Source organism: Paenibacillus vandeheii, from assembly GCF_030433635.1.
Taxonomy (GTDB): Bacteria; Bacillota; Bacilli; order Paenibacillales; family Paenibacillaceae; genus Paenibacillus; species Paenibacillus vandeheii.
This window is the reverse complement of sequence record NZ_JAROCD010000009.1, coordinates 295325-316228: the sequence shown is the minus strand read 5'-3', so window position 1 is coordinate 316228 and position 20904 is coordinate 295325. Positions and strand designations below refer to the sequence as shown.

Sequence of the window (20904 nt, the reverse complement as noted above, 5' to 3'; positions counted from 1 at the left end):
ATGCTGCAACAAATTCGCCAGCTCATGTTCATAACCTTTATACGGCATTCCATCCGTTTGGTTACGAAATCGTCATGGACGCTTTAATCCTATGTCGTTTTACAAAATGGAAGACCACACCTTCACTGCTGTAATGGCGATAAGAATCATCAGTCCATACCGAAGCAGTCTCACATCAATCATCGAACTGACTTTGGAACCGATTGAAGCGCCAAGCAGACTCCCGATTACCGTATAAATGATGGGCTCCAGCGGGATGTCTCCACCCAGAACCTTGCCCAGCACTCCACCGATCGCAGAGATGAACACAATCGCCAACGAAGAAGCTATGGTCGTCCGGGTAGGGATCTTAAGTACAGTAAGCATGATTGGAATTAATATAAAAGCTCCGCCTGCACCGACAATTCCCGAGACGATCCCAACAGCAAGAGCCGATCCTGCCGCAACATACGTGTTAAACACCAATGGTCCACCCGAGTCCTCTGTTCCCTTACCAGGAATTAGCATGAGCACAATCGCGATAATGGCCAGAATGCCATAGATCAGATTAATAACTTCTCCATTCAGATGACCGGATATGAATCCGCCAATCAGACTCCCAACAAGAATACTGGAGCCCATATAAGCCACCAGACCTTTATGAATGAGAGCGTCGCTCTTTTTTCCACTCCCTGTTCTCCTGATGTAGGCGATCACACCAGCAAGTGAGGCAAAAAACACCTGAAACATGCTGATTGACGATACCTCGTGTGCCGAGAACGGCTCCAGCCCCATAAGAGAAGGTACGTACAATAACAACGGGAAATTAATTATGGCTCCACCAATACCCAACAAACCGGAGAAGAAGGAACCGACCAGACCCAGTATAAACATGATGATAAAAAGCAGAGTATCCATCGGTTTTTCTTCCTTTCTTGCGGTGTAAAAATGATGCAAAAAAACAGTATACGCGGATAAAATATTCGGCTATAATAAAAACCAAGTAAATTAATCCGAAATGAGTGATTAAGCATGTTTAACGTGTTCAAGACTCTTTTTGAAAATAAATGCCCGCTATGCAACGAAAAATTACAAGTTCACAGTGATGCGTTATGCGCTACAAAAATATGCTCCCAATGTCACTACAAAGAAGAGAGCTATGGCTCTCTCGGTGTGCGTATTGTCTATGACACCACAAAATGATAAAAGCACATGCCTGCTTATTGTATCATGATCTCTGAACTACCGGGATGACTATATAGAATTATTTTCATAATATACATTCGTCTTATATGGGATATAAAAAACGGTGCAGAACGATTTATTCGTTTCTGCACCGTTTTTTCTTATATTTTTCGGATACGGACTGCCTTTATACCGCACATCTTATTTTGTTTTGAAGCTGAGGAATCCATCATCTACCGCAATCGTTGTACCATTCACTGCACTGGCAGCATCACTGAACAGGAAGGCAACAACACTCGCAACTTTTTCCGGCTGAATGAGCTCTCCGCGCATATGTTGGGTGGCAAGTGCATCCTTCATCGCTCTGTCATCACCCAAAATCGGGGTCTCAATGAATCCTGGTGCAACACCGACCACACGAATGCCATGCTCAGCCAGTTCCAGGGCACCGGATTTGGACATCATCACGACAGCTGCCTTGGCTGCATTGTAGTTAAAGCTTCCCACAGCAGCAATGCTACCATAGATCGATGCTGTATTTACAATGGTCCCTTGTACATTCAGTTCAACCATTTTCTTCGCACCATAATACATGCCGTAATACACACTGTGTTGGTCAACATCAATTACTCTGTGATAGGATTCCGGGTCCATCTCCAGAAATGGCTTCACAAGTCCAATGCCTGCATTGTTGAAAATGCCGTTCAATGTTCCGTATTTCTCTACCGTCCAGTCGATTAGGGCCTTGATCTCGTCCCCTTTGGACACGTCCACTTTGTATGCCCCGGCTGTGCCACCAGCTGCTTCAATCTCGGCAGCAAGCTTCTTCGCACCCTCTTCATTATAATCCGCCACAACAATCGTCGCGCCCTGTGCTGAAAGTTGAAGAGCTGTTTCTTTACCAATCCCACTCGCTCCGCCCGTAATAATGATTACTTTTCCATCTTGTTCAGACATAACGCAGGTCTCCTTTGATAAGAACATTATTTTGGTGCAGTCAACAGAACTAAAGTAAGTAACTATATTTTATTTATATAAATTCATCATACGCCGATGTCACACCGTTGTCAAACAAGGGAGGGACTTCACATTAATATGTGCAGAAAATTCATATCCATCCTGTAAATGTATTACCTAGTCTTGCTACTTTACACCTTAGATATAAAAAAACACGAAAAAGGACGATATTCCCGAGAGGTAAAAACACTTCGGTATAACGTCCTTATTTATTTAGATGATGCAATTTATTAGGATGATGCAGCTATCGCTTACAAATGACTATGACTACACCTGTAACTGCTGCTTCAGTTTTTCAATTATTCCCCAGCCCGCTTAACGGATCTTTTAAACCATTGATATTGGAGATCAGTTCTGAAATTCCTGTCTTCTCCCAGTTTTCGGCTGTAAAACCGTGCTGTGCAATCGTATTCTCGAATTCACCCACAACTTCAGTTAATTGATTATTATAACCAACCAGATTCTCATGAATGCTTTCACCTATTGCTGGTGCTGTGAGCTGAGAGAATTCACTTGCTTCCGCCTGAATCTGATCGATTTTCTCCTGAACCTGAGTGGTCACTTCCGGATTGTTCACTGCTCCTGAAGCGAGTTGTTGCAATTCTGTACCAGCGTTTGATACTTGCTCTATATAATCAGTAGCCCCACTAACATAATTCAAACTTTGATTCGCTTGTTCCACAACGGAACAGGCCGAGATCACTAGAATACTTGACGCAATGAGGCCTGTCATCATCCAAGCTTGCTTTCTTTTCCATTTAATCACAATCATCCCCCCTACTCAAAATTGGAGTACTCCTCCAAAATCCATCATAACTGTTCGGTGTACTTCATTGCAAATGGGTCTGCATTCAGCTTTATTAACATGTATAATAAAGGAATCACACGGTAAAGGGATGTCATGAATATGCTTCAGGCCTTAAATGTACGCTTGAACCGCATCATGCCACTGATTACCCCAATCAGCATTATTATTGGCGTTCTTTGCGGGAGTCTTCTTTCTTCTTATACCTTTTTGTCACCATGGCTTTTTGCTTTCATGACGTTTGCCGGAAGCATCAGCCTCGGGATACGGGATTTTGTGAACGTGCTGAAGAAGCCTTTTCCACTGTTTGTTTGCCTGTTTATTTTGCATTTGGCGATGCCTTTGATTGCTCTGGGCATGGGTCACCTGGTATTTCCAACGGATGCCTACACGATAACGGGCCTTGTTCTCGCCGCAGTTATTCCGACTGGTGTAAGCAGCTTTATCTGGGTCAGTATCTATCGGGGCAATATCGCTCTGACGCTTTCGATTATCCTGATTGATACGATGCTTGCACCTTTTGTTGTACCCGGGATATTGTCTCTCCTGATCGGAACCAGTGTCACCCTCGATATGGCAGCAATGATGAGCAGTCTGTTCTGGATGATCGTTGTCCCCTCCTTGCTCGGTATGCTGCTGAATGAGTGGACCAAGGGTGGAATTGTCCCGGTCTGGGGACCAAGGCTGAATCCGTTCTCCAAATTGTTCATGGCAGCGGTTGTCGCAATCAATGGCTCTGTTGTTGCTCCCTATTTGGCTGACTTTAATTGGCGATTGGCGGGTCTCGCAGCCATCATCATTTTCCTCGCGTCGTTTGGTTATGCACTGAGTTACTTCATTGCCCGATTGCTCGGTTGGAATGAAGCCGATCAGGTCGCGCTTGTGTTCAACGGAGGCATGCGCAATATTAGTGCGGGAGCGGTGCTTGCCGTATCCTATTTCCCTCCGCCGGTTGCCGTCCCGGTTGTACTCGGCATGGTATTTCAGCAGATGCTGGCCTCCCTCGCTGGATACCTGCTTGGCCGCCGCTCGCAGACTCTTCACAATGCTGATAAGACCTCTGCAGCCTAGTACAAAATAAACAAATAAAAAAACGCCGACAATATTGTCGGCGCTTTTTTGGTTCAAACTAATAAAAAGCTATACATTCATAAAGCTAGTAATCTGAGAGCGAAATTCCAGCTCCTATGATAAGTACGAACACAAGAACATACACAACAATTCCGATCGCTGCCCACAGCAACGATGCTTTGGCATAATTGGCTTTCGAAGGGTTGGAATCTCCAAATGCCCAAACAAACAACATAATTATGTTTACAAGCGGAATCATCATAAGGAAAATTGTAAGCATCCAACTACCGAAACTTACTGGTGGTGGTCCTGGCTTATGTACTCTTTGACTAGCAACTTCTGACATAATATTTCTTCCTCCTTTCTTCTCCATTTCAATTGCTACCTGCTAAGACAATCTACTTCTAATTTAAGAAGAAAAGTTTTCCGTTAATAAAAATACCGGAAAACTCATGAATTTACAATGTAATATTTACCATATTAGTTTTTTGACATATATTTTTTTTAACTTATCTCGAATCTCCGAGCTGTTATCCAAATACCAAAGCAAAGCGGCTTGTATAGGCACAAAGATACCCCTCTGTTCAACAAAAATAAAATTCATCTTCACAGATGTCTCTTTACTCTCGTCTACTAAAAGGGGTAGCCTGTCAGTCATATTTTATTACTTCTATTCCTATTTCCACAATGTCAGTTTATTTCGGCTGAATATATCCTTCAGCTTTGAGCAATTCAGCGATCAGAACTGCACCGCCTGCTGCTCCGCGCAACGTGTTATGAGACAGTCCTACAAACTTGTAATCATACAGGGAGTCTTCGCGCAGTCTGCCTGTTGATACGCCCATACCGCGCTCGATGTCACGGTCCAGTTTCGTTTGTGGTCTGTTCTCTTCTTCAAAATACGTAATGAACTGTTTCGGAGCGCTTGGCAGACCCAGCTCTTGCGGACGACCTTTGAATTGCAGCCAACGATCCAGAACTTCTTCTTTGGATGGTTTTTTCTCAAAGGATACAAATACGGTCGCCAGGTGACCATCTGTTACAGGAACACGAATACATTGTGTTGTAATTAATGGTGAGGACGCTTTTACAATCTCATTATTTTGAATGCTTCCCCAGATACGCAGCGGCTCCTGTTCACTCTTCTCTTCCTCGCCACCGATGTATGGAATTACGTTATCCAGCATTTCCGGCCAGTCCGTAAAGTTTTTACCTGCTCCAGAGATCGCTTGGTATGTGGAAGCTACCACTTGAGTTGGATTGAACTCACGCAAGGCGTGAAGTGCAGGCACATAGCTTTGAATCGAGCAGTTCGGTTTAACCGCGATGAATCCGGTTTTGGTTCCGAGACGTTTGCGTTGAGCTTCAATTACGTCCAGATGTCCCGGGTTAATTTCAGGAATGACCATTGGCACATCAGCCGTCCAGCGGTGAGCCGAGTTGTTGGAAACAACCGGAGTTCCCGTTTTGGCATAAGCCTCTTCGAGCGCTTGAATTTCGTTCTTTTTCATATCTACAGCACAGAATATAAAATCAACCTGGCTCGCAAAAGCTTCCACTTGGGAAGCATCCTGCACAACGATGTTTTTCACTGCTTCCGGAATCGGAACAGCGAGCTTCCATCTGCCTTGTACGGATTCTTCATAGGTTTTGCCTGCCGAGTTGGCACTAGCTGAGATTGCAGTTACTTCAAACCATGGGTGTCCATTAAGCAGATCTACAAAGCGTTGACCTACCATCCCCGTTCCTCCGACGATACCGACTTTCAATTTTGCTGACATAAAATCATCATTTCCTTTCGGTGTGAGTTTCTCCTTAGTAAACACTATTCAGGCATTTCCAAAGCGTGTAGCCAACATCCCGGAAAAACCAAAAAATCCCATCCCCAAGACAAAAGTCTCAGGGACGAGATTGTTACACTCGTGGTACCACCCAGATTCGCCAATATGTCGCCATACCAGCCTCTTCGAGTTAAGGATTACTGCATTCATTCATGCGCATCCGCTTATACTCTTGCTCTGTAACAGGAGCTCCTGTCACACCATCCCTCAATTCTTAAAGTTCCGATGTGCTGCTCTGAGTCTTTATTCAACAAAAATTTCTTTACTCCTTTTCAGCTGCCGGAGCTCTCTGTGAAAGAATGCTTTTTATCTACTCATCTCTTCATCGCATTTGATATTGCGATTATAATATCAAAGTTACCATCGTGAAGTAAACACATTTTTTTTGGATAATGGAATTTATACGTTTTCAGCGGAGCTGAACAATTCAATTATCGCAAGAAAAACTTCAGCTAAACGCGGTCTGTCTTCTGTGAAAGTTCGTCGATAGACGTTTATTTTATAAATTGCTGCAAATGGCTATTTCTTTACTGCTTTTTGGCAACAATCGCATACGTTCCCAATGGACTTCCAGGCCCCGCGGCATGATGTGACCTAAGTAATTTCAATTCGGAAAGCAGGAGTGTTCTTACCTTATCAGGGATCGGAAGCATTTTCAGCTCTATAGGCGCTTCTGCCAATGTCATTTCAGTTTCCCATTGACCGTCCTGCAGTTCGGGAGAATGGATCGAAACCTCTTCCTTAATCGTCCAGCCTGCCGAAGAGACAAGCTCTCGGATATCCTCCGGTGTAAAGAGCGTGCGCACATTGGAGAAGCTGTTTTCCTTGTAGCATTCGACCTGGGACTGAATCAGAACGGATAACCAATGCGAGAGCTGGCTCACATCTGTAACGCGTGCATCCCATTCGGCGAAACATAACTGATGTCCCCACGACCTTACCTTGCTAAGAATCTGGGCGAGCTCGTCAAAAGATTTCAAGTACCACGAACAATGAGAAAGTACAATTACATCAAACTCATTCTCGGCAAATTGAGCCTGTTCACTTAGAATGTCAAAATCATAATCCATTCGAATTCGGTTGCCTAGCGGAGATTTCCGCAGATTGGCTGCCGCTTCACCCACAGTTAGCGGTGCACCATAACTCTCTGGTGCAATGTCTACCCCATGAACGTATCCGTGCTCCCCCACCAGATGCGCTAGCACGGCCGTTGTATCTCCCTGACCACAACCGATTTCCAGAACGCGGCAGCCTTCCTGGATTCCCCAAAAGAGACCCAGTTGCATCCGGTGCTCAGTCTGAATGTATTGAATAGCAGCGTTGTCCTCCACGTCCATATACTTAATCAGATCTCTGATGATCGTCTCACTCATGATTCCACACTCCTTAAAGAGCAGCTTGAACTTCCTGCTCATTGTAGCGTTACAGGAACCATTGTACAATACTGGAAATTGTTAAACTTGCCTTAATCTTTAACAACGGTCACGTCTTATCATCCCCACTGTGTTGCAAGCTGCTGAAGATACGGAGTCAGCATGGGCTGCAATTCCTTACGCATGAGTCCGATCTCCAAAATGGCCTGAATATATCCGAACTGATCACCAATATCGTAGCGGCGCCCCTCCAGCTCAAGCGCCAGCAGCTCTTCCACCTGGCTCACTTCTTTCAAGGCATCCGTTAGCTGATATTCCCCTCCAGCCCCTCTCTCGATTCGATCCAGAATGGGAAAGATGGAAGGTTTCAGAATGTAACGCCCCATTACGGCTGTTCGGGAAGGCGCTTCTGCGATGGAGGGTTTTTCTACCAGATTGGTGATCCGGTGAACCCGATCCTCTGCCCCCTGTGAATCAATAATCCCATATTTACTCACATCAGCAGCCTGCACTTGCCGCACGCCAACAATCTGACTGCCTGTTTTTTCATATAAATGAATCATCTGTGCGAGCGCCGGTGGATCAGATACCATAATATCATCTCCAAGCAATACGGCGAACGGATCGTCTCCTACAAACTGACGTGCACATCCAATCGCATGACCCAATCCAAGCGGCTCTTTTTGACGGATAAAATGAATGCTGGCCATTTCACTGATCGCTTGAACTTCTTCCAGCAGTGCTTGCTTACCTTTGGCATACAGGGAGTGCTCCAACTCAACTGATTTGTCAAAATGATCCTCGATCGATTTCTTATTACGTCCGGTTACGATGATAATATTTTCAATGCCGGATTGTACCGCTTCTTCCACAATATATTGAATGGCCGGTTTGTCCACAATGGGCAGCATTTCTTTGGGTTGTGCCTTGGTTGCCGGCAAGAATCGGGTACCAAGCCCCGCTGCCGGAATGACTGCTTTTTTAATTCTCATATCATGAAACACTCCTTTCATTAGCATCAGATGACGAATCAGACCTTTGAGCAGGATCTGCCCGGAACACCCAATACCGACTGGCAATATAGTTTATAACCATGCCCGTGAGGGTAGCCAGTATTTTACTCATTACAACGCTCCAGCCTAATGTGCTATTGCAGAAGTACAGAATCAGGGAGGATAACGCCAGAACCAAGAGATTGGTAATTACAAAACGCATGATTTCGTTTTTTTTGTCCTGTCTTCCTGCATCCTGGAAAGTCCACCTGCCGTTCCACCAGTAACTGTTCAAGACCCCGCAGCTGTAGGAAATCACCTGGGCAATCAGAGCAGGTGTGCCTGCGGCAGCAAGCAACGTAAACACCATTGCATCCACTGCCGTATTCAGGACGCCCACAATTCCGAACTTAAACAACGTGACCAGACGATTAGTCATGGTGAGCAACTCTGCCCGTTAACCGTGTCTGACCCGACTGACTTTCCACCTGATACACATCTCTCACAATGTATAGCGGGCGCGCCTTGGTTTCATCGTAGATTCGGCCGACATACTCGCCAAGAATGCCCAGCATGATCAGAATGAAGCCGTTAAAGATCAGCATGATGCTGACCATTGAAGGCCATCCTTTGATCGTTGAATCTGTAAATATCGCAGAAGCGATGACACTTAGCATATAGATGAAGCCGCCGATGGACAGGACAGCACCCACGTATCCCGCAAGCTTGAGCGGCTTGTGTGAGAATGATGTAATGCCGTCCAGACTCAGCTTTAACATGCGTTTCAACGGGTATTTGGTTTCCCCTGCCAAACGTTCATCCCGTTCATACTCAATGGCTGTCTGACGAAATCCCACCCAACTGACCAATCCGCGGACAAATCGATTTTTCTCCGGAAGACGCTTCATCTCATCACATACCTTGCGATCCATCAGACGAAAATCCCCGGTATCCACTGGAATATCCGTATCCGTCGACGCTCGCAGTACGCGGTAGAACAGGCTTGCCGACCATTTCTTGAAGCGGGTCTCCCCGCTTCTGCTGGTCCGACGGGCATAGACAACCTCGTAGCCCTCTTTCCACTTGTCGATCATGTCCAATATCAGCTCGGGAGGGTCCTGAAGATCCGCATCAATTATGACGACTGCGTCGCCTGCTGCATAATCCATACCTGCCGTAATCGCGATCTGGTGACCAAAGTTGCGTGCAAAATCAATCAGCTTCACACTTTCATCCCAGCGGGCGTAGTCACGGATCATCTGTGCACTTTGGTCCACACTGCCGTCATTGACAAACAACAGCTCGTAACTCTCTCCCGTACTGCCCATGACTTTTTTCAGACGCCGATAGGTCTCCTCAATCACCGCTTCTTCGTTATACATTGGAATGATAATGCTGTATCGATACTTTTGAGCCATGTTCGTTCCCTCCCTTTTCCGTTGTTTTCGTTCTAATTGTTCAAATTCATATCGTGTATCACTTGGATCACACTTATAATTTCACTTCATATAAAGTCGTTTGACCGCCGAAACCGGAATCGCTATCTGTTCCCGTCTTCCACTCTGACGTTGGAATCTCCGTACCATGCTCCTTGATCCAGTCGCCGATATCAGAACTTCCACCTCGGCCGCCCATGCCACCTACCATGAAGTATTTCACTTGTCCACTCTTCACGAGTTGTTCCAGTTTTTCCGTGGTATACACCGGATCTGAACCCGAGAACCCGCCAAGCGTAATGACTGCTTCATTTTCATCAATGATATAAGGGGCGGCCTGGTTGTAGTCCGTCGTTGCGAAGAGATAGGTTTCACCTGTGTTATGCTCTCTCAGATAATTCAGGGTTGTGGTGTCCACTTCTTCGTTGCGGTTCCCTGCTCCACCTCGCCCACCTGTCGTAGGCATTCCTCCGCCACCATTCATGCTTCCTCCTGAATTCGGAGGTGTTCCCATGCCCGCATTGTTCGGGTCAGCATCATCGGACGATGGGATATCCTGAGCGGTGTCATCTGATGCATTCGGCGGAGTCATACCCATATCGCCACCATTGCGATCACCCTGTCTATCTCCCATAGCCATGCCCATGCCGCCGAACATCCCATTGGAACCTGTAGGTCCAGCCGCCGGAATCATGCTGTTGCCTCCATATGTGATAGGTGTGAATGCCCAATAGATCGGACCGATCAGCATGACCATGAAGCCTGCGATAATCAAACCCTGTTTCCATGGGTGTGAACGATTAAGCATCACAATCAGGATAATCGTGATCAGAATACCTGCAATTAATTCACCTATGGACCAACCTGCCCCGATAGTCTCGTTATACACCTGCATGATATACCAGCCGAAGATGGTCGTCAGCAGCACGGACAATGGAAGCAGCCAGGCTTGCCAGCCATTGCGTTCACGATATGCCGTCCACATGGCGGCAAATCCTGCTCCGGTTAATGCGGCTACCGGAGGTGCGAGCATGATCAGATAATATTGATGGAAGAAGCCTGCCACACTGAAGAAAGCAGCTACCGGAAGCAGCCAAGCCAGCCAGAACAAAGCTTCCTTATGCTTATCATCGGTTATATTTCTGCGTCTCAGCCCTGCGAAAATGGCGATACATCCAAGCAAGACGGTGGGCAACAGCCAACTGGCCTGACCGGACAGTTCAGTTTGGAATAACCGCAGAGGACCTTTTTCCCCCGTGCCAAACATGCCGCCCATGCCTCCACCGCCATTACCGCCTGCGAAACTTCTTCCATTAGGCATTTCGCCACCGTTTGGCATCTGACCGCCCGGGAAAGTCATTCCGTTCAAGCCACCCATTTCACCGTTTCCCGGTAGATTGCCTGTAGGAGCCGAGCCGCTGCCCGACTGATCTGTTCCTGAACCCTGGGAATTGGCATTGCCACGAACATTACCTTCATCCGAGGCATTTGGCATACCTGCATTCGCTGATCTGTTCTGTTGTCCCGTAAGACGGGATAAACCGTTATATCCAAAAGCCAGCTCCAGCACCGAATTCGTTTCACTGCTGCCGATATAAGGCCGCTCATCTGTCGGTATAGAATCCACAGTGACTGCCCAGGATAAGGAAACAACGGCCAGCACTGCCGTACTTCCAATTAGCAAGATGATTTTTCTTCTCCACTTGGCGTTGAATGCAAGCAGATAGAACAAGTAGAAAGCCGGAAGAATCATATAGGCTTGCAGCATTTTCATATTAAAAGCAAGTCCAATGAGCGCAAAGGCAACCAGAATGCGCCAAGTGCTGCCTTGCTTGCTTCCCTTGAATAAGAACCATGAACCCAGCAGCAGCGTAAAGACCAGCATGCTGTCAATATTGTTGGTACGGCTGACCGCAGCCACAACTGGTACGGTTGCCATCGCAAGTGCCGAGATTCGCGCCGCGCCAAGTCCAAATGTAGGCTTGACCATGAAATATATCAGCAGCACCGAACCGATCCCCGCTAATACTTGCGGTAAAATAACACTCCATCCATGCAATCCAAAAACGTAAGCAAAAGCGGTTTGAATCCAGAAGACAACGGGTGGTTTGTCTACGGTAACCGAACCAGCCGAGTCGAGCGATGCATAGAAAAAGTTATGGAAATTTCTCAGCATGCTCCCAACGGCGGTCGTATAATAGGAATTGGCATATTGGTCGTTCCAGATGCCATACCCGTTCAGAAATGCCGCCAGTAAAACAATCGGCAGAAGGACAAGATCAATCCTTCGTTTGGCGTTATTCAATCTCAATCACTCCTTCAAGTTCTTCATGTCTACTATTGTGGCATGCCAAAGTAAAACTGGGATGAGTGCCCGCTGAATGTTGCCTGAGGATAACTTGCAAACTTTTCAGCTAATTTTCAGTTTGGCGAGCGATAATATAGCATATAGACCTGTAAAATTGAGGGTATGTAATAGATGGATTTAACGGGGAGGAACGCCTGCTTATGAAGCTGAGTACTGGCATTAAAATACTTTTGGCAGATGATGAACCACATATTTTGCAATTTCTGGAGCTTGGACTAAGCAATGAAGGCTTTGATGTACGTACAGCCCCCGACGGAGCCGCTGCGCTTGAATTGGCACTTGATTTCCGTCCACATATGGCCATTCTGGATGTCATGATGCCAGAGATGGATGGGTTTGAGGTTGTTGAGCGTCTGCGCAAGAGCGGGGCTCAGATCGGGGTGATCATGCTGACAGCCAAAGATGAAGTCGAGAATCGCGTCAAAGGCCTATGGCTTGGTGCCGACGATTATATGATTAAACCATTCGCGTTCGATGAACTGCTTGCACGGATTCAGGCAAGGCTTCGTAATCAGTTTCCTTTATTAATCGGGGCGGTGACTCATGGGCCATTCCGTATCGATGATCAACGCAAAGAGATTACCTATCACGATCAGATTCTGGAGTTGTCTCCTACCGAATATGAACTTTTAAAATTCATCGTGCTTAATCATGGCATCGTCCTGAGTAAAGCGACCATCCTAAACCGTGTGTGGGGGTATGATTTTGGTGGAGAAGAAAACATTGTGGAGGTGTACGTTCGCTCCTTGCGTGACAAATTGGGGGATAAAGAGCATAAACTCATTCGTACCCTTCGAGGTGTCGGATACAGGGTGGATCTCTAATGGGGTCTTTACCATTGAAGAATAAACTTCCTTGGGCATGGCTGCATCGCTGGGTATCGCCACGTTCGCTTCGCTCTCAATTACTCGCGCGCTCCCTGTTCATTCTCGCTGCTCTGTTATTGTTAATTGGTATTCTTCAATTCTGGATTATGGAAAGCTTTCTGTATCGCAACCAGGCGAAAACGATGGAAGAGCAGCTCATGTCCATGCCCCCTGTTTGGCTCGGAACGTCTTCACGAAGTGGTGCGACAAATAATCCTTTTGGCGGGCAATCCGGATCAGATCCAAGAGGATCAGGCAATCGTTTCTTGTACATTCCGGATCGTTCACTGGCCTTATTTGATAATCAAAGTGGCTTCGAGGACATTTTTGGTGAAGACGGTCTAACCGCTCCTCGCTTGACATCCGTTGAATATGAGAACATTACAGATCAGATCAACGATAAGCATCATGTTCCATACCGGATTGTAACGGATAACCAGGGCAATGAGCAGTTAATCGTTTTCTCCTCACCGGGACCACGTAATCGCGGCTTACCCATGGTGCAGATGGGCACGCCTACGAAACCGCTAAAAGATCTAATCGTGAAACAGCTTCTGATCTTCTTGATGTTATCCCTGCTGGCTATGGTCGCTGGACTTATTCTATACACCAAGGCACTTCGCCGGACACTGATTCCCTTATCCAGCATGGTAGACACAGTGCAACGAATCGATGCAGGCAGTCTGGCCGAACGCCTTCCTGCGGTCCAGGGACAACAGGAAGTGGATCAACTGGCGCTCTCATTTAACGGCATGCTCGAAAGGCTGGAAGACTCCTTTGAAGCAGAGCGCGAGTCGAAAGAGCAGATGCAGCGTTTTCTGTCCGATGCTTCCCATGAGCTGCGTACCCCTCTTACCTCCATTCACGGATTTATTGAGGTGCTCAAGCGCGGCGCAGCCTCCAATAGCGAGCAATTATATAACGCTTTGAACAGCATGTATGGTGAATCCGTCCGCATCAACAAACTCGTAGAGGATCTGTTGATGCTGACCAAGCTGGACCAGGCGCCCCAGCAGGAGCAGGAGGTCATTCAACTCGATAGTTTGCTGCTCGAAATGCAGTCACAGCTTGTCATGATGGCTCAGCAAAGACAGGTTCATCTTGACCTGACGGCTGAAGTCCATGTCATGGCTGATGCTCACAAATTAAAGCAGGTGGTGCTCAATTTGTTCCACAATGCAGTACAGCACACGGATTCAGATCAGGGAATCATCAGCATCACGTTATATGCCGTTCAGCATAAAGCCGAGTTAACCATAAAAGATAATGGCTCAGGAATTGAACCGGAGCATCTCCCTCACATCTTTGAACGCTTCTACCGCACAAGCTCTTCCCGGTCGAGAAAACAAGGTGGCGCGGGTCTTGGCCTTGCCATTACCCGTTCAATTGTAGAGTCGTATGGCGGGAAAATCACAGTACGCAGCCAGATCGGCGCAGGAACCGAATTTACGATTTTACTGCCATTGGTAGAGGGTGAAGTCTAAGCTCAACGAGGCTCACAAGATGCAGCTTTTCGTTTTCGTTTTATTGCGGCTCTTATCGCATGACGAATAACCCTTTCATTTCTACGGAGAAATGGGAAGGGTTATTTTTGTATCGAAAATTATCGTTACTGTTTCCGCAATTGGTAATGGTTGTAAAATTCATTCTCGACTTCGATCAAATTCAGCCATTCAAAATTGCATTTCTGTATCACCTTATTGGATGCCTGATTCGTTAATAGAGCGATGGCATTCAACACTTCAACGTTTGTATTTTCAAATAAATACTGTGTTATTCCTTGTACTGCCTGCGTTGTAAAGCCACGGTTCCGGAAGTGTTTCGAAATTCCGTACATAATCTCCCGATTGGGCGCTGGCAGCTCGTCCTTAATCCCCGAGCAGCACCATCCTATGAACTCATCATTTTCTTTGAGCACGATAGCCAAACGTAAATAGAGGTCCCCAATGTCCCCACCCGCCAAAACAGCTTGTTTAAAATTCTGATTCTCGGGAATTTCGTATTGAGTGAGCCAGAGGGCTCTCTCTTCAACCGTAGCATTCCATCCCGGCAAAAATTCGTAAACCTCGGGTTGCCAGGTAATTTCCTGCAATTTCTCCAAATCCTCAGCTCGATACTCGCGCAAATAAATATCTTTGCAATCAATGATTAATTCATCGCTTTTTATGGTTTGTTTCATAATGCCTCCTGGTGTACATCTTATCTACCCTGTTGCGTTTCACTTTAAAGCTCGATAATAAAAAATCAATTCAGATTATAAGCTTGTATTAAATTCTTCTCTTCATCAAGTGCGTACACATTCGTAAACGTTGTCATTAACATCATTTCGTCTTCACTCTGGTAAGCTTCCGGCATTTTCATGATAAACGTATTATTACTGGATTCTACCTCCTGAGTCTCACCGTTTGTATATTCAATCTTAAACTTGTGTACAGGCATATCGGAATATAAAGCGCCCCATATAAAATTCCCTTTGTTGTTCTTCGGCTCCGCTCGTACCAAAAAAGCAGGCCCCACATCTGAACTTGCTGTCCAACCTGATTCACTATCCGTATCATAGAGATATCTCCCATTCTTCTGTTCATAGGCAGCAAAGACATATTGCGTTTGATCTAATGACAAAACCAGTTCATTTTGCTGATCTACATTCACCATTTGAAGGGGGGATTTCCAAGAAGATTGAACAGCCTTCTCTAGCGTTTTATATCCAAAAATATCATTCCAGAAGAATACACTAACACTAACCAGTACACATACAACAAAGCACGAACTTATCCATAAAAGCTTCCTCATATTTCCCCCCTTGCACATTGTCAGTTACCCAACTAACAATGGCAGATCATACACACCGGGTCGCTCTGATTTAAATTGAGGCTCATGCAAGCCCTTCCTTATCAATAAACTCGTCTTTGGTTAAACCGAACATGATCAGATCCTGATATTTTCCATCGGTATAAATCACCTGACGACGCACGCCCTCCTGCACACACCCAAGTTTTCTCATCATAGCTGCGGAAGGTTCATTGCCTTCAAGAACACAATCATTGAATTTATTAAGCCTGCGCTCGAAAAAGGCATATTTCAACAAGATTCGAATGGCTCTCGTCCCATATCCTTTTCCGCGATGATCCCTGTCAATTTGAATTCCAATGCTAAAGGTACCATTCCTTTCATCGATGCTGTTCAGGTTCACGCCCCCGACATTCTCACCATCCATATTTTCAATCGTAAACATGATCCGTCCTCTGTCTAGAGAAAAATCGGAGAAGGCTTCCGTAAATTTCTTCGCCTCAGCATTCGTAGGGGGCAGCTCCACTGCACATTCCAGTAAACGGCGAGCAGGTGAATCAAAGCGGTTATAATAATGATTATCCCAGTCTTCCTCACGCAATGCACGTAATCTGACCTGATCATCCTGCCAAAAATAATCGTTATAGTTAATCTCTCTCATTCTGATATCCCCAATTTATTAGAGTTTTTCTTCAAAATTACTGAAAGCCGAAGCGGAACTGAGCATGGAGCGAACGCTAACGAATCTGAGGCGTCTTATTCATGGATTTGAAGTGACCGCAGAAATCTAAAGAACCTGAGAAACGCTATATTAGGATTAAACAGCCTTTTGCAGCGTTTTTGTCATGGATTTCGGGAAATAACGTGTCTGATGTTCCTTACTCTTTTAAAAGAGGACTTGAAGGCGATATAAGACGTCCTGAGTTCCTTAGAAATTCTTCTACCTATTTTCCAGAATAATCCGGCTTGGACGATAATCTCCATCATCGGTTAGCTTCCTGAATTGGAATTACACACCTTAATTTTCAGCTTTTCAAATCCATATCATACTGAAAATAGTCCTAATCCATGGTTATCTCCTTATAAATCTTATCATTGATATATCAATTACTCCTTTAAAATAAGCTATGCCTATGATAACCCATATTGTGGAATTTGAGGAGATTTCTTTTTCTTACGCTACAACCAAAAATAGCCCCCGGACAGAACGATCCTGCCGAAGGCTATCATCTATTTTATATATAACGTCATTCCGATTCTTCTTCTTCCGGGTATTGTGGCTTCGTTACACTATCGGGGACCGTTTCATCGAAGACGTCCTGACCGGGATAATCCCGTACTTCCCCTTCGTGCAGCTCATGATTTTCATAATCGAAACGGTGTGCAGTCCTTTGATCCACTCGCCACGGCGAGCTTTTGCCAAGAGATTCAGACATCAGAGATGAGCCGTAAGGACCTTCAGGGAACTCTTCGAGTGTGATATCATTTCGCTGCGACTCCACCGTGGACACATCGGTATATTCTTTCCTATCTTCTTGCAAAAATTTATCCTTCATCGTTCGTCCCTCCAAATCTGCTTCGTGGTGATCAGAGCATGTTTAGTTTGAACGGGAATGAAAGCATTTATGCATGTTCATTGGCAAAAGTACATTCTTCAATCTCTGATCCAGATATAAAATACAAAGACAATAAGTCCAATCATACAAATCCACGTATCCCGTTTGGACCATACCAATAAGGAGGAGCGTGCTCCAAGCATGGAATTCTCTCTGACTTTTCGCATTTCCATCGCTATCGTCATGTCCTCTGCACGCTGAAACAGCGCCATGAGCAAGGGAATGACCATCGGACCAAGATCACGTACCCGTACCGTATTTGGTCGTAATGCAGCTTTGCCACGTGCCCTGACGATCAGCGAGAAGCGCTGCCATTCACTCCAGATCATCGGGATAAAACGGAAGATTAAAGACACGGCGAGTGCAAACGATGACACGGGCAGCTTAATTTTTTTGCCGATCCCAAGCACCCAGTTCAGTCCTTCCACCATGCGCCCATAAGGCGTAGTCAGTGAAAACCAAAGACTTGCCAACGTGACGATAAACAAACGGTACACATTCAGTAAAGTCGCTTCCGCCTGCATCAGGGAGAATCCGAACTGTAGACCGCCTCCCTCTGTAGAAAGAGTCGTCCCCGATAACGCTGTGGATACGAGAAAAAACAGTACCAGCGGCTTCATTAACTTTATACATCCAGCCAAAGTGTGACGAGGCAGCACAACAAGGGCCAGCAATACCGGAACCAACGTGAGTGACAAACCTAGCCAGTGGTGTTGTAGCATCGTCGCAGTCACGAGCAAAATGTATAGAACCCATTTCAGACGTGGGTCCATGGCTCCATATATTCCTCTGCTTGAACCTGAATCAGCGTGGGCGTAGATAGCCTCCTGTCTGCCTTCTCCTCCCGAAGTGTCGAAGCGTGATAAGGCAAATCTCTCTTCATCTCTGAATTGTTCCTCATTATCAACGGCATCAGCCTTTGGCTCTAAAGGCTCATTAACGAACTGAACAATACTTTCAGCCATTTCCTCCGGGGTCAGGGCAGTAAAAGGCAAAGGCATGCCCGCCGCCGCGAATTGCTGTGCCAATTGCATGGAAGGTGGAAGCCCAATTCCGGCAAGCTCCAGTAATTCTGGCCTGGCCTGAAGTTCTTTTGGTGAAACATCACCAACCAGACGTCCCTTCTGCAACAAAAGAACACGATCCGCAAGAGGTAAAAATGTGTCCAGATCATGCGTAGCCACAATGGCTCCCTCACCTGCATTTCGATGCTGATTCAATACGTCCAGCAGCGTGACTACACTTTGTGCTTCCAATCCGGCGCTCGGTTCATCGAGTAATAGCCACGGAGGCTGCGCAGCCGTTCCCAGGGCGAGCCCCAGTCTTCTCCGTTCGCCTCCACTTAGTGCAAAGGGTGATCTGTCCAGATGAAATCGTTCTTGCCCTTCATGCCCCCCAGTCGGGGAGTCCCAGCGCTCAAGCGCCTCATTTATCTGCCTTTTCTTTTGTTCTTCGGGTAGACGATATGGACGCAGGGAAAACGCAAATTCACGCCCAATGCTTCGTGCGAATAGCTGCTGCTCCGGGAATTGAAAGACCAACCCCATTTGCAGCAGAATGGACTGTGGTACTTTCCCCTTCTGCCAGTAAGGCTCTCCGTCCAGCTTGAGGCTACCCTCATCTGGAGGTTTTAGGCCAGCGATTGTTTGCAGCAGTGTGGTTTTGCCTGATCCAGTGCAGCCCAGCAACAAAGTGATTTCTCCACGGTTCAGTTGAACAGTGATATCTTGAAGCAGCGGTCTTCTGTCCGATTGTGACGAAGCAATGCCTACATGTTCTAGTTCGATTGCCAAAGGGCTACCTCCTTAACCAACTGCTCAGGTCGTAGAGGTGTCGCATGTTGGAGCAGACCTTTTCGTTTCAGGAGTAGAGCTGTCTGCACCGTAAAAGGTGGAGCAAGCCCAAGCTTTTCGCAGGGCGATGGTTGTTGTGCTTCTTTTCCAGCCTCAGCCGTCGTCTCCTGCCTCTCCCTTCCATAGAAGAAAACCTCAGGCGTTCCATCGTAAACGCAGCGTCCCTGTTCCATGGCAATAATTCGATCGCACAGCGTCGCTTCCTCCAAATGATGCGTAATCCAGATTACCGCTGTCCCTTGCTGGACAATGGCTTGAACTACAGCTTCCATTCGATCTCTGGCTCCAGGGTCAAGCATGGCCGTAGGTTCGTCCAGAATGAGTACATCCGGCTTGGCCGCCAGCGCAACCGCAATATTAAGCAGCTGCTTCTGTCCTCCAGACAGCATAGATATGGCCGCCTCTGGCGGGTGCTCAAGCCCTACTGTATATAAAGCGTGCTCTCTTCGTCGTAAGTGCTCCTCAGGAGATTCAAGCAACGAGGCTAAGGCAAAATGAAATTCCTCCTCAATGGTATCTCCAAGTACCTGGGCATCAGGCTGCTGGAGAACTCCATGAACAACCAGTTCTGGAGAAGCCTTTCTTTCTCCGCCGGATAACGGTATGAATCCAATCAGCAGCCCAGCCAGCGTACTTTTGCCGCTACCATTGGCTCCCACGATACTTATCCATTCTCCGGGAACCAATTTCAGTGAAACCCCATCCACTGCCTTACGAACACGCCCTGACTCGGACGCATAATGAACACGGACATTTTCTAGTGTTATCAAAGGTGTAACGTCTTGCATCTTAAATTGGTCCTTTCCCTTTTGAATCTTTTGTGGTACGATCCAAATCGTTAACCACATTCGTTTGATCGGTTAACAATAAGATTACCAAAATTGAAAGGAATGTTCAAACATGAAATTGTCTTTGCGAGGTATTGTATTTAGCGCACTCATGGCAGCCATACTTGTTATTTTTGGATACATAAGTATTCCCATTGGTTTCTCTCCTGTGCCGATTACATTGCAAACTCTTGCGGTTATGCTGGCAGGCGGACTGCTTGGCCCATTATATGGTTTTCTAAGTATCGCTCTGGTCGTCATCCTGACTGCAATTGGTTTCCCGCTTCTGCATGGCGCAGGTGGACTCGCAGTACTCCTCGGGCCTACCGGGGGATATGTCATGATGTGGCCCTTCTCCGCATTAATCATCGGATTGCTGCTCAGTAAAATCAAAATGAACGGATTCGTTGGTTATTTCCTGGCCTTTATTGTATTTGAGGTGTTTGGTTCAATGCTGATCTATGTTTCGGGCGTGCCCTGGTTGGCCTATGCTTACAAAATGTCGTTACCCGAGGCCATGATTCAAGGATTCTATCCCTACATCATCGGTGATCTGATCAAAGCCTTGTTCGCTGCAATTATCATCGCACCTGTTCGCATGGTCTTCCCTCCACAGCGACTGACTGGCAACATGAACTCAACGGTTGTACGAGCAGATTCTTAAGACTTCATTGAGTTGAACGCAGCATGTATTGGCAGCAGCTTCCGGCAGAACAGAACGGCCAGGTCTACCGCATGACCGAAGACTGGCTTCGGGAAGATCCCATCTCCATGATGGGACAGGTTCAGGATCTGATGAATTTGAATCGGATTGGTTAACAAACCAAAAAGCCGTGTCCACGTAAACAGAAAACATTCTGTTCCACGTTGGACACGGCTTTTGTT

At 46.4% G+C, this 20904-nt stretch carries 21 protein-coding genes and 1 other annotated feature; of the genes, 5 read left to right on the top strand and 16 right to left on the bottom strand.

The window, feature by feature from the left end:
* Window positions 1-99: 99 nt before the first annotated feature.
* The 3 genes from P5G61_RS19775 to P5G61_RS19765 all read right to left on the bottom strand — a co-directional run bounded on the left by P5G61_RS19775 (window position 100) and on the right by P5G61_RS19765 (window position 2947).
* Complete coding sequence (locus tag P5G61_RS19775; protein ID WP_301248090.1) at window positions 100-897, bottom strand: sulfite exporter TauE/SafE family protein; 798 nt, start codon at window positions 895-897, stop codon at window positions 100-102.
* A gap of 468 nt (window positions 898-1365) precedes the next feature.
* The gene (locus P5G61_RS19770) at window positions 1366-2121 is read right to left on the bottom strand and encodes an SDR family NAD(P)-dependent oxidoreductase (protein WP_301248089.1); all 756 of its coding nucleotides are present in this window, start codon (window positions 2119-2121) and stop codon (window positions 1366-1368) included.
* A gap of 355 nt (window positions 2122-2476) precedes the next feature.
* Complete coding sequence (locus P5G61_RS19765) at window positions 2477-2947, bottom strand: DUF6376 family protein (protein ID WP_301248088.1); 471 nt, start codon at window positions 2945-2947, stop codon at window positions 2477-2479.
* A 141-nt stretch (window positions 2948-3088) separates the two neighbouring features.
* Here P5G61_RS19765 and P5G61_RS19760 point away from each other — a divergent pair, with 141 nt between their 5' ends.
* Window positions 3089-4057 carry a bile acid:sodium symporter family protein gene (locus P5G61_RS19760; RefSeq protein WP_024628754.1) on the top strand — a complete coding sequence of 323 codons (969 nt, stop codon included), beginning with the start codon at window positions 3089-3091 and terminating at the stop codon, window positions 4055-4057.
* 85 nt (window positions 4058-4142) lie between these two features.
* Here P5G61_RS19760 and P5G61_RS19755 read toward each other — a convergent pair whose 3' ends face one another.
* The 7 genes from P5G61_RS19755 to P5G61_RS19725 form a co-directional block, all read right to left on the bottom strand.
* Window positions 4143-4403, bottom strand: a complete 261-nt coding sequence (locus tag P5G61_RS19755) for a hypothetical protein (protein WP_301248087.1) — start codon at window positions 4401-4403, stop codon at window positions 4143-4145.
* Window positions 4404-4752: 349 nt separating this feature from the next.
* On the bottom strand, window positions 4753-5838 hold the full coding sequence (asd, locus tag P5G61_RS19750; protein WP_079344309.1) for an aspartate-semialdehyde dehydrogenase: 1086 nt from the start codon (window positions 5836-5838) through the stop codon (window positions 4753-4755).
* 117 nt (window positions 5839-5955) lie between these two features.
* Window positions 5956-6233 (bottom strand) — a binding site (T-box leader).
* Between the two features lie 192 nt (window positions 6234-6425).
* Entirely contained in the window at window positions 6426-7271 is an 846-nt protein-coding gene (locus P5G61_RS19745) for a class I SAM-dependent methyltransferase (protein WP_301248086.1), read from the bottom strand.
* A gap of 119 nt (window positions 7272-7390) precedes the next feature.
* Window positions 7391-8263, bottom strand: a complete 873-nt coding sequence (galU, locus tag P5G61_RS19740) for a UTP--glucose-1-phosphate uridylyltransferase GalU (RefSeq protein ID WP_024628750.1) — start codon at window positions 8261-8263, stop codon at window positions 7391-7393.
* A gap of 1 nt (window position 8264) precedes the next feature.
* The gene (locus tag P5G61_RS19735) at window positions 8265-8702 is read right to left on the bottom strand and encodes a GtrA family protein (RefSeq protein ID WP_301248085.1); all 438 of its coding nucleotides are present in this window, start codon (window positions 8700-8702) and stop codon (window positions 8265-8267) included.
* Window positions 8695-9681, bottom strand: coding sequence for a glycosyltransferase family 2 protein (locus P5G61_RS19730; protein WP_301248084.1), 987 nt, complete (start codon window positions 9679-9681; stop codon window positions 8695-8697). The genes P5G61_RS19735 and P5G61_RS19730 overlap by 8 nt, the downstream gene beginning before the upstream one ends.
* A gap of 73 nt (window positions 9682-9754) precedes the next feature.
* The gene (locus tag P5G61_RS19725) at window positions 9755-12004 is read right to left on the bottom strand and encodes an ArnT family glycosyltransferase (protein WP_301248083.1); all 2250 of its coding nucleotides are present in this window, start codon (window positions 12002-12004) and stop codon (window positions 9755-9757) included.
* A gap of 203 nt (window positions 12005-12207) precedes the next feature.
* Between P5G61_RS19725 and P5G61_RS19720 the strand changes: the two genes are divergently transcribed.
* Both P5G61_RS19720 and P5G61_RS19715 read left to right on the top strand, forming a co-directional pair.
* Window positions 12208-12891: a response regulator transcription factor gene (locus P5G61_RS19720; protein ID WP_079344304.1), complete on the top strand. Its 684-nt coding sequence runs from the start codon at window positions 12208-12210 to the stop codon at window positions 12889-12891.
* A complete protein-coding gene (locus P5G61_RS19715; protein ID WP_435874233.1) occupies window positions 12891-14417 on the top strand; it encodes a sensor histidine kinase in 1527 nt (508 codons plus the stop codon). Before P5G61_RS19720 ends, P5G61_RS19715 begins: the two co-directional genes overlap by 1 nt.
* Window positions 14418-14542: 125 nt before the next feature.
* Here P5G61_RS19715 and P5G61_RS19710 read toward each other — a convergent pair whose 3' ends face one another.
* From P5G61_RS19710 to P5G61_RS19685, 6 genes are all read right to left on the bottom strand, one after another.
* On the bottom strand, window positions 14543-15112 hold the full coding sequence (locus tag P5G61_RS19710) for a GNAT family N-acetyltransferase (RefSeq protein ID WP_301248081.1): 570 nt from the start codon (window positions 15110-15112) through the stop codon (window positions 14543-14545).
* A 65-nt stretch (window positions 15113-15177) separates the two neighbouring features.
* Complete coding sequence (locus tag P5G61_RS19705) at window positions 15178-15588, bottom strand: hypothetical protein (RefSeq protein WP_301248080.1); 411 nt, start codon at window positions 15586-15588, stop codon at window positions 15178-15180.
* A gap of 220 nt (window positions 15589-15808) precedes the next feature.
* A complete protein-coding gene (locus P5G61_RS19700) occupies window positions 15809-16384 on the bottom strand; it encodes a GNAT family N-acetyltransferase (RefSeq protein WP_301248079.1) in 576 nt (191 codons plus the stop codon).
* 586 nt (window positions 16385-16970) lie between these two features.
* A complete protein-coding gene (locus P5G61_RS19695; RefSeq protein WP_024628740.1) occupies window positions 16971-17279 on the bottom strand; it encodes a hypothetical protein in 309 nt (102 codons plus the stop codon).
* A 98-nt stretch (window positions 17280-17377) separates the two neighbouring features.
* Window positions 17378-19132, bottom strand: a complete 1755-nt coding sequence (locus P5G61_RS19690; protein WP_301248078.1) for an ATP-binding cassette domain-containing protein — start codon at window positions 19130-19132, stop codon at window positions 17378-17380.
* Complete coding sequence (locus P5G61_RS19685; RefSeq protein ID WP_301248077.1) at window positions 19117-19962, bottom strand: ATP-binding cassette domain-containing protein; 846 nt, start codon at window positions 19960-19962, stop codon at window positions 19117-19119. The genes P5G61_RS19690 and P5G61_RS19685 overlap by 16 nt, the downstream gene beginning before the upstream one ends.
* Window positions 19963-20092: 130 nt before the next feature.
* Here P5G61_RS19685 and P5G61_RS19680 point away from each other — a divergent pair, with 130 nt between their 5' ends.
* Window positions 20093-20683, top strand: a complete 591-nt coding sequence (locus tag P5G61_RS19680) for a biotin transporter BioY (protein WP_301248076.1) — start codon at window positions 20093-20095, stop codon at window positions 20681-20683.
* A gap of 23 nt (window positions 20684-20706) precedes the next feature.
* Window positions 20707-20838, top strand: coding sequence for a hypothetical protein (locus P5G61_RS19675; protein ID WP_301248075.1), 132 nt, complete (start codon window positions 20707-20709; stop codon window positions 20836-20838).
* Window positions 20839-20904 lie beyond the last annotated feature (66 nt).

What these genes read in the sequence shown, in the direction of transcription:
- P5G61_RS19775 (WP_301248090.1), bottom strand. Translation starts at nt 897, where the DNA reads ATGGATACTCTGCTTTTTATCATCATGTTTATACTGGGTCTGGTCGGT.
- P5G61_RS19770 (WP_301248089.1), bottom strand. Translation starts at nt 2,121, where the DNA reads ATGTCTGAACAAGATGGAAAAGTAATCATTATTACGGGCGGAGCGAGT.
- P5G61_RS19760 (WP_024628754.1), top strand. Translation starts at nt 3,089, where the DNA reads ATGCTTCAGGCCTTAAATGTACGCTTGAACCGCATCATGCCACTGATT.
- P5G61_RS19755 (WP_301248087.1), bottom strand. Translation starts at nt 4,403, where the DNA reads ATGTCAGAAGTTGCTAGTCAAAGAGTACATAAGCCAGGACCACCACCA.
- asd (WP_079344309.1), bottom strand. Translation starts at nt 5,838, where the DNA reads ATGTCAGCAAAATTGAAAGTCGGTATCGTCGGAGGAACGGGGATGGTA.
- P5G61_RS19745 (WP_301248086.1), bottom strand. Translation starts at nt 7,271, where the DNA reads ATGAGTGAGACGATCATCAGAGATCTGATTAAGTATATGGACGTGGAG.
- galU (WP_024628750.1), bottom strand. Translation starts at nt 8,263, where the DNA reads ATGAGAATTAAAAAAGCAGTCATTCCGGCAGCGGGGCTTGGTACCCGA.
- P5G61_RS19735 (WP_301248085.1), bottom strand. Translation starts at nt 8,702, where the DNA reads ATGACTAATCGTCTGGTCACGTTGTTTAAGTTCGGAATTGTGGGCGTC.
- P5G61_RS19730 (WP_301248084.1), bottom strand. Translation starts at nt 9,681, where the DNA reads ATGGCTCAAAAGTATCGATACAGCATTATCATTCCAATGTATAACGAA.
- P5G61_RS19720 (WP_079344304.1), top strand. Translation starts at nt 12,208, where the DNA reads ATGAAGCTGAGTACTGGCATTAAAATACTTTTGGCAGATGATGAACCA.
- P5G61_RS19715 (WP_435874233.1), top strand. Translation starts at nt 12,891, where the DNA reads ATGGGGTCTTTACCATTGAAGAATAAACTTCCTTGGGCATGGCTGCAT.
- P5G61_RS19710 (WP_301248081.1), bottom strand. Translation starts at nt 15,112, where the DNA reads ATGAAACAAACCATAAAAAGCGATGAATTAATCATTGATTGCAAAGAT.
- P5G61_RS19705 (WP_301248080.1), bottom strand. Translation starts at nt 15,588, where the DNA reads ATGGTGAATGTAGATCAGCAAAATGAACTGGTTTTGTCATTAGATCAA.
- P5G61_RS19700 (WP_301248079.1), bottom strand. Translation starts at nt 16,384, where the DNA reads ATGAGAGAGATTAACTATAACGATTATTTTTGGCAGGATGATCAGGTC.
- P5G61_RS19695 (WP_024628740.1), bottom strand. Translation starts at nt 17,279, where the DNA reads ATGAAGGATAAATTTTTGCAAGAAGATAGGAAAGAATATACCGATGTG.
- P5G61_RS19680 (WP_301248076.1), top strand. Translation starts at nt 20,093, where the DNA reads ATGAAATTGTCTTTGCGAGGTATTGTATTTAGCGCACTCATGGCAGCC.
- P5G61_RS19675 (WP_301248075.1), top strand. Translation starts at nt 20,707, where the DNA reads ATGTATTGGCAGCAGCTTCCGGCAGAACAGAACGGCCAGGTCTACCGC.